12 protein-coding genes are annotated in these 12,328 nt (G+C 72.9%); 7 read left to right on the top strand and 5 right to left on the bottom strand.

Going from position 1 to position 12,328, the window contains the following annotated elements; genetic code table 11:
• Both ABD841_RS19350 and bdeA read left to right on the top strand, forming a co-directional pair.
• On the top strand, positions 1-1,582 hold a 1,582-nt coding region (locus tag ABD841_RS19350), incomplete at its 5' end, for a LuxR C-terminal-related transcriptional regulator (protein WP_344973366.1).
• A 232-nt stretch (positions 1,583-1,814) separates the two neighbouring features.
• Positions 1,815-2,732: a bis(hydroxyethyl) terephthalate hydrolase gene (gene bdeA, locus ABD841_RS19345; protein WP_425582005.1), complete on the top strand. Its 918-nt coding sequence runs from the start codon at positions 1,815-1,817 to the stop codon at positions 2,730-2,732.
• A 125-nt stretch (positions 2,733-2,857) separates the two neighbouring features.
• Here the strand turns inward: bdeA and ABD841_RS19340 are convergent, their stop codons facing one another.
• Positions 2,858-3,898, bottom strand: coding sequence for a class I SAM-dependent methyltransferase (locus ABD841_RS19340; RefSeq protein ID WP_344973363.1), 1,041 nt, complete (start codon positions 3,896-3,898; stop codon positions 2,858-2,860).
• Positions 3,899-4,156: 258 nt separating this feature from the next.
• On the opposite strand from ABD841_RS19340, the gene ABD841_RS19335 reads away from it, so the two are divergent.
• Positions 4,157-5,029 carry a DUF3152 domain-containing protein gene (locus ABD841_RS19335; protein WP_344973361.1) on the top strand — a complete coding sequence of 291 codons (873 nt, stop codon included), beginning with the start codon at positions 4,157-4,159 and terminating at the stop codon, positions 5,027-5,029.
• 153 nt (positions 5,030-5,182) lie between these two features.
• Here the strand turns inward: ABD841_RS19335 and ABD841_RS19330 are convergent, their stop codons facing one another.
• The 3 genes from ABD841_RS19330 to ybiA all read right to left on the bottom strand — a co-directional run bounded on the left by ABD841_RS19330 (position 5,183) and on the right by ybiA (position 7,034).
• The gene (locus tag ABD841_RS19330) at positions 5,183-5,749 is read right to left on the bottom strand and encodes a hypothetical protein (RefSeq protein WP_344973358.1); all 567 of its coding nucleotides are present in this window, start codon (positions 5,747-5,749) and stop codon (positions 5,183-5,185) included.
• 79 nt (positions 5,750-5,828) lie between these two features.
• Entirely contained in the window at positions 5,829-6,371 is a 543-nt protein-coding gene (locus ABD841_RS19325; protein WP_344973355.1) for a hypothetical protein, read from the bottom strand.
• A gap of 78 nt (positions 6,372-6,449) precedes the next feature.
• Positions 6,450-7,034 carry a riboflavin biosynthesis intermediates N-glycosidase gene (gene ybiA / locus ABD841_RS19320; protein ID WP_344973381.1) on the bottom strand — a complete coding sequence of 195 codons (585 nt, stop codon included), beginning with the start codon at positions 7,032-7,034 and terminating at the stop codon, positions 6,450-6,452.
• A 267-nt stretch (positions 7,035-7,301) separates the two neighbouring features.
• Between ybiA and ABD841_RS19315 the strand changes: the two genes are divergently transcribed.
• The 4 genes from ABD841_RS19315 (at position 7,302) to ABD841_RS19300 (ending at position 10,162) form a co-directional block, all read left to right on the top strand.
• Positions 7,302-7,655 (top strand): hypothetical protein, encoded by a 354-nt coding sequence (locus ABD841_RS19315; RefSeq protein ID WP_344973352.1) that lies wholly within the window; start codon positions 7,302-7,304, stop codon positions 7,653-7,655.
• The gene (locus ABD841_RS19310; RefSeq protein ID WP_344973349.1) at positions 7,652-8,419 is read left to right on the top strand and encodes an alpha/beta hydrolase; all 768 of its coding nucleotides are present in this window, start codon (positions 7,652-7,654) and stop codon (positions 8,417-8,419) included. Before ABD841_RS19315 ends, ABD841_RS19310 begins: the two co-directional genes overlap by 4 nt.
• 176 nt (positions 8,420-8,595) lie before the next feature.
• Positions 8,596-9,645, top strand: a complete 1,050-nt coding sequence (locus ABD841_RS19305) for an NAD-dependent epimerase/dehydratase family protein (RefSeq protein WP_344973345.1) — start codon at positions 8,596-8,598, stop codon at positions 9,643-9,645.
• Positions 9,646-9,715: 70 nt separating this feature from the next.
• Positions 9,716-10,162, top strand: a complete 447-nt coding sequence (locus ABD841_RS19300; protein ID WP_344973342.1) for an FAD-dependent oxidoreductase — start codon at positions 9,716-9,718, stop codon at positions 10,160-10,162.
• Positions 10,163-10,262: 100 nt separating this feature from the next.
• On the opposite strand, the gene ABD841_RS19295 is transcribed toward ABD841_RS19300, so the two are convergent.
• Positions 10,263-11,954, bottom strand: a complete 1,692-nt coding sequence (locus ABD841_RS19295) for a DEAD/DEAH box helicase (RefSeq protein WP_344973339.1) — start codon at positions 11,952-11,954, stop codon at positions 10,263-10,265.
• Positions 11,955-12,328 lie beyond the last annotated feature (374 nt).

The following is a 12,328-nucleotide window of genomic DNA, read 5'->3' as shown; positions in this document are numbered from 1 at the left end:
GCCGTACCTCGCCTTCGAGCGGGCGGCCGAGCTCACCGCGCGCGACGACGCGCGGGCCGCGCGGCTGGCCGCCGCCGCCGACCACGCGTGGCACGCCGGGCTGCCGTGGCGTGCCCGCGCGCTGCTCGCCCGCCTGCACTCGGTGACGGTCCCGGAGGAGGTGCGGGGCCGGGCGGAGCTCGTCCGCGGCAGCCTGGAGCTGCGCAGCGGGAAGACCGACAGCGCCGGCGAGGGTCTGCTCGCCGCGGCCGAGGCACTGCTCGGCCGGGACCGGGTCAAGGCCGTGCGCGTGCTCATCCGCGCCGGGGAGGCCAGCTACCTGGCCGGCGACGACCACCGGTTCCTGGCCATAGCGCGGCGGGCCGCCGCGCTGCGCCGCCCGGACGACCCCGCGGCCACCCAGCTGATGTTCGAGTACCTGGCCGGTACGGCGGCGACCTTCCGCGGCCGGCACCGGGAGGCGGCCGGGCCGCTCCGCCGGGTGCTGGAGCTCGCCCCCTCGGTGCGTGACCCGTCGGTGCTGGTGTGGGCGGGTGTGGCCAGCCTGCTGCTGGGTGACGACGCGCGGGCGCTGCGGCTGTCGGCACGCGCCGTGCAGACCGCGCGGGCCCGGGGGGCGCTCGCCACGGTGCCGCAGGTGCTGGAGCTGATGATCCAGGCGGAGATCTGGATGGGCCGGTACGCCTCGGCCACCGCCAACGCCGTCGAGGGGCTCCGGCTGGCCCGGGAGTCCGGCCGGCTCAACAGCGCCGGGCAGCACCTGGCGTGGCTCGCCCTCACCTCGGCGGTCGAGGGCGACGAGGAGGCGTGCCGGATCAGGGCGACGGGCGCCATCGAGCTGGCCGGCGCCCACGGCCTGGGCCTCGCCGGGGCGGTCGGCAACTGGGCGCTGGCCCAGGCCGACCTCGCGGCGGGGCGGCACGCCGACGCGGCCAAGCGGTTGCGGGCCACGACCAGGGCCGACGGGACCAACGGGCACCTGGTCGTGCGGGTGATGGCGACCCCCCACTTCGTCGAGGCGGCGGTACGTACCGGCGATCGGGACCGCGCCCGCGCGGCGCTGCGGGTGCTCGACGACTGGGCGGGCAGCACCCGCAGCCCCGACCGGCGCGCGCTGGCCGAGCGCTGCCACGCGCTGCTGGCCGCCCCCGGCGAGGCCGAGGAGCGTTTCGCCGCCGCACTCGACCTGCACCACCTGGGCTTCTGCGAGTTCGAGACGGCCCGCACCCAGCTGCTGTTCGGCAGCGCGCTGCGCAGGAACCGCCGTCCCGGCGCGGCCAGGGAGCACCTGCACAGCGCGCTGGAGACGTTCGAGCGGTCCGGCGCGCGGCTCTGGGCCGGCCAGGCCCGCGCCGAGCTGCGCGCGGCCGGGGAGCCCGTCCGCGCGCCGCGCCCGGACGCCGCCGGGAAACTGACCCCGCAGCAGTACGAGATCGCGCGGATCGTCGCCGACGGCGCCACCAACCGGGAGGTTGCGGCCCGGCTCTTCCTGAGCCCGCGGACCGTCGAGCACCACCTGAGGAACATCTTCACCAGGCTCGGCATCCGTTCCCGGGTGGAGCTGGTCCGCCTGATGTCCTGACTCACCGCGCCACCGGCGGACCGGTGATTTCACCGATGCGCGCCAGGGGCTGACAACGAGAAAGTTGTCGCTGTCAGAACCCCGGGGCCGCGGGGCGCCACCGGCGTCCGCCCGCCGCATCCGTCGGCGGACGAGCACGCGCCGAACGGCTGTCAGCGCCGACGCCGTATCGCTGTGGTTCCCCTCCCCGCGGGAACCGTGGTTCCTCCCCCCAGGAACGGAGTACAGCAACGTGCAGCCGTACCGAACCACCCCCCAGGCTCCCGCGTCCAGGCGTTCCCGCCGGGCGACGGTGGTCGCCACGCTGACCCTGGCCTTCACCCTGCTCGGCACCGGCGGGGTGCCGGCCTCCGCCACCCAGGCCGCCGCGAACCCCTACGAGCGCGGCCCCAACCCGACCGAGGCCCTCATCGAGGCCGTCCGGGGGCCGTTCGCGGTCGCCGACACCGAGGTCTCCTCGCTCCTCGTGACCGGCTTCGGCGGAGGGACGATCTACTACCCGACGACCACCAGCGCGGGCACGTTCGGCGGGGTCGCCATCGCCCCGGGCTACACCGCGAGCAAGTCCAGCATGGCCTGGCTGGCCGAGCGGCTGGCCTCCCACGGCTTCGTGGTCTTCAACATCGACACCATCACCCGTTCCGACCAGCCCGCCAGCCGCGGGCGCCAGCTGCTGGCCGCGCTCGACTACCTGGTGCAGAGAAGCTCGGTCGCCAACCGCGTCGACGGCAGCAGGCTCGGCGTGATGGGCCACTCGATGGGCGGCGGCGGCACGCTGGAGGCCTCCGTCGACCGGCCGCAGCTGCAGGCCGCGATCCCGCTGACCCCGTGGAACCTGACCAAGACCTGGTCGGGCGTGCGGGTCCCGACGATGATCATCGGCGCCGAGAACGACTCGATCGCCTCGGTGACCACGCACTCCAAGCCGTTCTACAACAGCATCCCGGCCTCGTCGGAGAAGGCGTACCTGGAGCTCGACGGCGCCAGCCACTTCGCGCCCAACCTCTCCAACACGACGATCGCCAAGTACAGCGTCTCCTGGCTCAAGCGGTTCATCGACGACGACACCCGCTACGAGCAGTTCCTGTGTCCCGCCCCGCAGTTCGACCCGGACATCTCCGAGTACCGGGACACCTGCCCGCACGCGTAGACCCGTACGCGCACGCGATGGCGGCCGCCGCGCGGTGGCCGCCATCGGCGTGCCCCGGCCCCGGCCGGTCCCCAGTGGCGGCGAACCCCGGCCCGCCGGGGACGGCGGGCCGGGACGCGCGTCGTCTACGGCAGCAGCCGGTAGAAGCGCCAGAAGCCGAAGTCCTCGATCGGCAGGGTCTCGACGTCGCGGAACCCGGCCTCGACGGCGTAGCGGCGCAGGGTGGCGGGGCGCATCACGGTGCCGGTGCCGGCCGAGGGCCGGTGGGCCAGGCCGTCGGGCAGGCAGATGAGCAGGCTGAACCCGTAGAGCAGCCGCTCGGTGTCGTCGGCCGGCGCGCCGAAGGTCTCGGCGGCGGCCTCGTCCATGACGACGACCTGCCCGCCGGGACTGAGCGCCCGCCGGGCCGCGGCCAGCGTGTCCACCGGCCGGGGCATGTCGTGGAGGCACTCGAAGGCGAAGACGGCGTCGTAGGCGTTCTCCCGGAGCGAGTCGGCGTCACCGTGACGGAAGGTCACCCCCACCCCCGCCTCCTTGGCGTTGCGCTCGGCCAGCTCGATCGAGGGCCGGTCGATGTCGATGCCCTCGACGGTCGCCCGCGGGTAGGTCCTGGCCAGTGAGATGGTGGACCAGCCCCCACCGCAGCCGACGTCGACGACGCGGGCACCGGGCCGCCGGAGCAGGGCGTCGAGGTCGTCGACGCTCGCCAGGGCCGCCGGGAGGGCACGCTCGAACCAGGGCCGGTTCATGTCGGCCTGCGACTCGCGCACGTCCGCGCCGAACGTGGACCAGCCGACGCCGCCGCCCGTCCGGTATGCCTGCACCAGCGCGGGCATCTGCGCCGCGGCGCCGGTGAGCATGCGGGCCAGCGGCGCCAGGTAGGCGAGGCTGGACTCGTCGGTCAGCACCTCGGCCGCCGCGCCGGGCAGGGCGAAGCGGCCGTCCTCGCCGACGGTGAGGATCCCGCAGGCGGCCTGCTGCTCCAGCCACTCGCGGGCGTACCGCTCGTGGCCGCCGGCGCGGGCGGTCAGCTCGGCGGCGTCGGCGGGACCGTGCTCGGCCAGTGCCCGGTACCAGCCCAGCCGGTCCCCCAGGTGAATCGAGAACGTCTCCAGGGCGCCCAGCGCGGACCGGAAGACACGGTCCGCGAACTCGTCCGTGGTCATGTGATCTCCTTCCCGAAGCCGGTCGGGACGATCGGCGCCCGGCGCCGGCGGTGCGGCCGGGACCGGCGGGTCCCCGGCGGACCTGGGCGGGCACGGGTGTGGGCCGCGGGACTGCGGCATGGCTGCCTCCATGGATTCGGATCGGACTGCGACACGATCCATGGCAAAGCTGTCAATCCCCTGTCACCGCGCTGCCGTATGATCAGATACTCCCCTATCCGATCAAATGCGGCGACGGGGTAATAAGGTTTACGGCCTATGCTCAGCACCAACCAAAGACATGACCGTAAGCCCGTTCTGTGGTTTCTTGCCTTCAGTGTCGCAGCCACCTTCACGGTCGGCGTCGCCACCCTGCTGAGCGGCTCTCTCGACCCGTCCCCGGGCACGCGGACACCCCAGGTGGCCGCCCTGCCCGAGGTCTCGGTGACGCCCACCCCGCCGCCGGTCCCGTCGGAGAGCCCGGAGCCCACGGGCTCCACCCGCCCCTCCGGCGCCAACCCCTCCGAGCGCCCGCTGCTGCTGGCCAACGGGCGGCAGCAGCCGCTGAGGGTGAAGGTGCCCCCGTCCGCCACGGGCCGCTACGCCGTCGCGCGGGGCGAGGACCCGCCACCCCCGCGCAGCAAGAAGAAGGGCACGGTGATCCGGTACATCGTCGAGGTCGAACGCGGGCTGCCGTTCGACACCGAGGAGTTCGCCGACGAGGTGCACCGGATCCTCAACGATCCCCGGGGGTGGAAGTACCGTTTCAAACGCGTCTCGCGCGGCCCGGTGAAGATCCGGGTCTCGCTGTCGAGCCCCGGGACGGCCGACCGGCACTGCCTGCCCATGCAGACGCTCGGTGTCCTCTCGTGCTGGAACCGCGGGCGCGCGGTCATCAACGCGATGCGCTGGAACGAGGGCACGCAAGGGTACGGCCGTGACGTGGCCTCCTACCGGGAGTACGTCATCAACCACGAGGTCGGCCACGGGCTCGGCCACGGCCACGTCCCCTGCCCCGGCCCCGGCAGGCGGGCACCGGTGATGCTGCAGCAGACCAAGTCCCTGTACGGCTGCCGCCCCAACCCCTGGCCCTCCCCCGGCGCGGGTGCCCCCGCCCGCGACGACACCGCCCGCAAGGACGCCTCCCGGTAGGAGACCTCCCCGTGGGGGGCCGCCCGCCGGCGGCTCCGTCCGCCGGGAGCCGGTCGGGAGGCCGCCCGCGACGACTCGGCCCGGGGAGCCCGGACCGGCGCCGAGCGGACGGTCACCCGGCGGCGCCGGGGCGGCGGGGCGGCGGGGCGCTCATCAGCGGTGCAGAGGGTGGGCCGGGTCGAGCGGCTGCCCGGTCCCGGGGTCCAGGACGACCGTCCGGCCGCCCCAGAGCGACCTCTCATCGCCCGGCCGGTCGTCCAGGCGCACATGCGCGGGATCGACCCAGGTCACCTTGGGCAGCCCGTCGTCGTGTTCTTCGCTGAAACGTTCCACCAGGGGCCACTCACGCGTCAGCAGGCCGTCGTTCTTGCGGACCACGAGCGCCCAGTCGGGGATGATCCAGTCGTCGTACAGAACCCGCACTTCCAGGCCGCTGCCTGCGGGGCCGGGGATCCGGGCGTACACCTGCCAGGTGTTCACGTAGCCGACCAACGCCACCGTCGTCCAGATCATCCCGATCGCGATGACGGGCCCACGGGTTCCTCCGCCGAAGGCGAGCCCCCCGGAGACGATGACCAGGCTCGCGGCCAGCGTGCCCAGCAGGACCGGCCGGTCGAGGACCGCGTAGTTCCCGATGGCACCGATCAGGGCGGCCGCCACCGCGAGAAGCGCCAGGACGAAGAGGACACCTGCCATCCGCGTCCGTGAATTCGAACTCATGGCGGCACGCTACGCACCCGGTCTTGCGATCCACTGGTAGGTGGATCGGAGCGCGAACCGTCCCGGCCGGCGGACCCGGTCAGCAGGAGAAGTCCGGATCACTCGGCCGGCCGGTCTCGGGGTCCAGGAGGAGGACCTGGCCGTCCAGACTCGGGCGTGCGGGATCGGTCCAGGTCACTTCGGGGATCGCGGCGACTTTCCGCCCCCGGCACCCCTCCACGTCCCACTCGCGCGTCAGCCATCCGTCGTCCTTGCGAACCACCAGGAACCAGGGCGCGAACCAGTCCCAGTGCTCGTACTGGAACCGCAGTGTCAGGCCCGTACCGGCCGGACCGGGTATCACCTTGTCCGTGCCGCGGGAGGACAGCAGGGCGCCCACCGACACGGCCGCCCAGATCATCGCGAGCACGACGGTGAGCGCGACGGCGAGCCCCCGGGAATCCGGGCCGAGGACGAGCCATCCGGCACGGGCGATCAGAACCGCCGCCACCGCGATCAACGGGACCGGCTTGTCGAGGGCCGTGTAGTTCCCGGCGGCGCCGACCACGGCGGCCGAGACCGCCAGAACCCCCAGGACGAGGAGGACACGGGCGGACGTCCGCGTCCGTGAATTCGAACTCATGGCGGCACGCTACGGACCGGGTCTTGCGATCCACTGGTAGGTGGATCGGAGCGCGAACCGTCCCGGGGCGGGCCGGAGTCAGCCGCCGGAGCCGGAGGGGAGGACGCCGGCGCCCGCGGCGAGGGTGTCGCGGGCGTCCATGAGGGCGAAGCCGAGCAGGTTCAGGCCCCGCCAGGTGGCGGCGGAGGCCGCCCGCGCGTCGTCGGCGGCCAGCCCGATGCCCCAGACGCGGTCGTACGGGCTGGCCTCGACGAGGACCCGGTCGCGGGTGCCGAGCAGGAACTCCCGCAGGTCCGGGTGGGCGCCGAACTTGGCGACGTTGCCGCGCACCACGATGCCGTAGCGGTGCTCCGCCCACACGGCCTCGTCGAAGCCACGGACCTCGCGGCCCAGTTTCTTGGCCTCGCCGGGGTGACCGGCGGCGAGGATCCTGCCGGCGGTCTCGCGGTCGCCGAACAGCCACGCCTTGTGCGCCATCATGTAGTGCTCGGCCGTGGCGAAGACGTGCCCGCCGTCGGTGAAGGCGGCCTCCCACCACTGGCTGAGGCACCCGGTCCCGGCGCCGCCGCCGCGCGGCGGCCGGTTCCCCCAGAAGAACAGGTAGCGCGGCGGCCGCTCCCCGCGCTCGGCGGCGACGGCCGTCTCGACCGAGCGGGGCGGCACGCCGGGGCCGGACGTCCTGCTGAGACCGGACGCTCTGCTGAGATCGGACGTCTTGCTGAGATCGGACACCGTCATACGGTGACATGTCCGGCCGTCGACCGGCCACCGGTTTCCGGCCGCCGCCCGCGACACGGCGGAGCCGGCCGGACGGGGTCGCGCGACGCGGAAAATCATGTCACCGTGAAAGGGCCGGCCGGGGAGTCCCTTGATCACTCGTCGGCCGTCCGGACTACCGTACGGCCTGTGCGATCGAGGAGAGGAGCGCCCATGACGTCCGACGGTGACTACGGGGTACCGGGCTCGCTGGCCAAGGTGCTGGCCGACGTCGCCGCCGAACGAGCGGCCCAGGACGCCAGATGGGGCATCCAGGACATACCAGATGGCACCGGAGCGGACCGTACGGCCGCCGCCGACCGGGGCAAGGAGGAGACCGCCGAGGCGGCGCGCGAGGGCCGTCTCACCTGGCGGCACATCCTCCTCGAAGAGGTGCTGGAGTCCTTCGCCGAGGACGACCCGGACACCCTGCGGACCGAGCTGATCCAGGTGGCGGCGGTCGCCGTCAAGTGGGTGCAGGCGCTCGACCGCCGCGAGCAGCCCCTCGTCCTGCACGGACGGCCATGAACGCGGCCGAGATCGCGCTGACCGGCGCGCACGGGGTACGGCTGGCCGCGATCCGCGAGGGGGACAACCCCGAGGCGATCGTCGTGTTCGCCCACGGGTTCCTGTCCGACAAGCACGCGCAGGGCCGCTTCGACCGTCTCTCCGCCCGCTACGTCGAGGCCGGCTACTCCACGCTGAGGTTCGACTTCTCCGGCTGCGGCGCCAGCGGCAACGCGCCGATCACCGACCGGCGCCGGATCGACGACCTGCGGGCGGTGCTGGACCAGGTCGAGGCCTGGGGCTTCCGGCGCATCGCCCTGCACGGCCACAGCAAGGGCGGGTCGGTCTCGCTGCGCGCCCGCGACCCCCGGGTGTCCGCGATGGTGCTGACCGGCGCCCGCACCGCGCCGGTCTACTACGACTGGTCCAAGCACCTGCCCGCCGACGTCCTGGCGGGCATCCGCACGCGGGGCCGCGGGCGCAAGCCCGCCGGCGGCCCGCGCGCCTTCCACCTGCTCACCCAGCAGAGCCTGGACGACTTCGCCACCGGAGACCCGCAGGAGATCCTCTCCGCGGTCGACCGCCCGGTGCTGCTGATGTACGGGGACGCGCCGCACGACCCCGAGGAGCTCATGATCGCCGAGCAGGCGGCCCGCGGGATGAGATACCTCTCCGTCGAGTCGCGCCTGCTGACCATCCACGGAGCCGACCACAGCATGGCGGGGCACATCGACGAGGTCGCCGACCACGGGATCGCCTGGCTGCGGACCCACTGCCCGCCCTGAGCGGCCCGGCCCCGTTCCGAACGGCCCGATCCGCCCCCGCCGTGAGCGACCCGTCCCGAACGGCCCGATCCGCCCCCGCCGTGAGTGACCCGTCCTGAAGGCCCGCCGTGCTTCACCGTACGGCAAAACCGAGGCACCGGGCGGTTCACCGGTCTTCGGCTGGGCAGGCGGTAGGCATGCGCGTAGTAGTCGTCGGCGCGACCGGCAACGTGGGCACCAGCGTGGTGTCCGCCCTCGCGGCCGATCAGAACGTCACATCCATCCTGGGCCTGGCCCGCAGGCAGCCGGACTGGCACCCGCCCAAGACCGGCTGGCGCACCGCGGACGTCGTCACCAGCGACCTGTCGCCGCACTTCGCCGGGGCCGACGCGGTCATCCACCTGGCATGGCTGTTCCAGCCCACCCGCGACCCGGTGACGACCTGGCGGGCCAACGTGATCGGCAGCGTACGGGTCTTCGAGGCCGCCGCGCGGGCGGGCGTGCCCACGCTCGTGTACTCCTCGTCGGTGGGCGCCTACTCCTCCGGGCCCAAGGACCACCCGGTCACCGAGGACTGGCCCACCCACGGCTGGCCGGGCGCCTCCTACGGCCGGGAGAAGGCCTACGTCGAGCGGGTGCTCGACGTGTTCGAACGCGACCACCCCGGCACCAGGGTCGTCCGGATGCGGCCCGGTTTCATCTTCAAGCGGGAGTCGGCGACGGAGCAGCGACGGCTGTTCGGCGGGCCGTTCGTGCCCCAGCGGCTGGTGCGGCCCAGCCTGATCCCCTTCGTCCCCGACACCCCGGGGCTCACGTTCCAGGCGGTGCACAGCGCGGACGCGGGTGAGGCCTTCCGCATGGCGGTCACCCGGCCGGTGTCCGGCGCCTTCAACATCGCCGCCGACCCCGTGATCACACCTTCGGTCCTGGCCGAGTTGCTGGACGCCCGGCTGCTGCCCGTCTCCGCGTGGACGCTCAGGAGCACCGTCGCCGCCGCCTGGCGCATGCGCCTGGTCCCCGCCTCGCCCTACCTGGTGGACCTGGTGCTCAGGATGCCGGTGATGAACACCGACCGCGCCCGCACCGAGCTGGGCTGGGAACCGCGTCGCACCGCGGTCGAGGCGATGCGGGAGCTGTTCGAGGGCCTACGCGGCGCCGAGGGCATGGAGACCCCACCGCTCTCGCCCCGCGCCGGAGGGCCCGCCCGCCTCGGCGAGCTGGCCACGGGCGTCGGGAAACGGCCGTAGCGACAGGGTCGGGAAGCGGCCGGACGGCATCGCCGGAAACACCTCGCGGCGGGGGCACCAGCCGGAACCGGTGCCCCCGCCGCGAGGTCGTCGAGGTCGCGCCCACGGAAGTGGCGTAAGAGTTTCTCCAGCCGGCAAGCGTGGTGCCGGACATGAGAACGGCCATCGCGTGATCCTTCGTGATTGCGACATCAAAATCGAAGGAGAGGAAAGCGATGGCCGGGAACACCAGTGTGGACCCGATGGCGTGACTGGCGGAGCAGAGGTCGATGCCGAGCGCGCCCTGGCCTGGCGGGACTTCATGGTGTCCGACTACTCCGACGCGGGCCAGGAGCGGTGGCTGGCCGACAACGGCATCGACCTGCTGCGCGGCACCGGCCGGCTCGCCGGACCAGGTGTCGTGGAGGTGAGCGGCGTCCGCTACGGCGCCGATCACATCGTCATCGCCACCGGCTCGTCACCCGTCATCCCGCCCGTCCCCGGCCTGGAGGACCTGGCGGGCATCCGGGCCACCTGAGCTTGATCCGGTTGACGGACGCCTTGGGTCAGGGGTTCGGCCCGGAGGGGTGTCCATGAGCAGACCCGCCCAGACGAAGAGGCGCGGCATGGCCATCTCATCATCGTGTTCGCCTGCTGCGCGTGCCACGGTCACGGCGGACGGTCGGCCTCCTTCCCTTGATCGTGGTTCGCCGGAGGGCGGCGATCACCTCGTCGGCCGCGGCTTGCGGCACCTCCACCAGCGAGAACCGGTCGGCGATCTCGATCTCGCCGATGTCTCGCCCGCTCAGGCCCGACTCGCCGGCTATCGCGCCGACCAGGTCCTGCGGCCGGACTCCCGCGTTGCGTCCCAGGTTGAAGAACAGGCGTGCCATTCCACCCGCCGGGGCGCGAGTGTATTGCTCGCCATGGGAGGTGGCCTCCCGCTGCCCGCGTCGCTTCTCCACGGTGCGCGGGGCCGCCTCGGGGATCTCCTGATCGTCGAGTGCGGCCCCACCGGACTCGTGCGCCAGTTTGACCGCGGCGAGCGCCACTTCCATGAGATCGAACTCATCGGTGAGCGACTCGACCACGGCATGGAACGGCTCCAGGTCATCCTGCAGGAGGCATTCCTCCAGCGCGGCACGGGTCAGCTCCATGCGGCGCGCCCGCAGGTCGGCGACGGTCGGCAGCCGCTCCACCCGGATCCGCTGGTTGGTCACCCGCTCTATCGCCTTGAGCATGCGGTGCTCGCGCGGCTCCACCAGGGTCAGAGCCACTCCTTCGCGGCCGGCGCGGCCCACCCTGCCGATGCGGTGCACGTACGCCTCGGGCGCGGACGGGACGTTGTAGTTGACGACGTGCGTGAGATGTTCGATGTCGAGGCCCCGCGCGGCCACGTCGGTCGCGACGAGCAGGTCGGCGGTCCCGGCCCGCAGCCGCGACATCACTCGATCGCGTTGCTCCTGCTCCATCCCGCCGTGCAGCGCCTCGGCACGATGGCCGCGCCCGTTCATGGCTTCCGTGAGCTGGTCGACCTCGTCACGAGTACGGCAGAAGATGATCGCAGCGGTCGGCGCCTCGATGTCGAGAAGGCGGCCGAGTGCCGCCGGTTTGTGCGCCCTGGCCACCAGGTACGCGCTCTGCTCCACCAACGGCGTCGCCTCGCGCCCCTCCGCCGCCGCATGCCCCATCTCTATCCGAACCGGGTCGCGCAGGTGACGGCGAGCGATCCCGTCGATGCGCGGCGGAAGCGTCGCGGAGAACAGCACGGTCTGGCGATCCTCGGGAGTCGCCGCGAGAATCTCCTCAAGGTCGTCGGCGAACCCCATGTCGAGCATCTCGTCCGCCTCGTCCAGCACGACGGTGCGCAGCCCCTCCAGGTCGAGCGTTCCCCGGCCGATGTGATCGAGGACTCGTCCCGGTGTCGCGACCACGACGTCCACTCCGCGCTTGAGTGCCTGCAACTGCCGGCCGATGGGCGCCCCGCCATAGATCGGCAGGACGCGGGCGGCCAGGGTTCGGCCATACCGATGGAACGCCTCCGAGACCTGAATGGCCAGCTCACGCGTGGGCACCAGCACCAGCGTCACAGGCCCGGCGCCACCGGAGTGCGGCATACGCTGGAGCGCGGGCAACGCGAACGCCGCGGTCTTCCCCGTGCCCGTCGCCGCCTGCCCGAGCAGATCACGCCCCTGCACCAACGGGGGGATCGCCTCCCGCTGGATCGGAGTGGGCTCTTCGTACCCCAGAGCGGACAGCACGTCCAGGAGCTCAGATCGGAGCCCCAGATCGGCGAAGGTGCCCTCGCCTCCGGATGCATTCATGGTCATAGCGGACTCCTCACGAACTCCCACGCCCACCTCGACACCTCTGCTGTTCAGTCGTCTCCCGGAAGGGCCCCAACGCCCCCAAACCCCCGGGCCCCTGTACGTGCCGTCCGGCGACAGGCCGGCGCGGGAGCATCAGGGTGCTTACCCGTCCCGCCGAGCATGGCAGACGCCGCTGTCCCGTCGCGCGCAGTACCGCAGCTCTACCCTTGCAAAGGGCCCGGGAACATCTCCAGTCTGTCCTCGAAAGCGGATCGCCATGCGATGGGTTCGAGGCTGAGTCACCCCGACCGGACTCACGCCGGCAGACGACACCGTCACAGCCGACCGGCCGTGGCAGCTGTCCGAACGCCTCACCGGCGTCGCCTACGGGCTGC

It is taken from the genome of Streptosporangium fragile (assembly GCF_039534445.1).
In the GTDB taxonomy this organism is placed as follows: Bacteria; Actinomycetota; Actinomycetes; order Streptosporangiales; family Streptosporangiaceae; genus Streptosporangium; species Streptosporangium fragile.
This window is presented reverse-complemented; position numbering and strand designations above follow the sequence as displayed.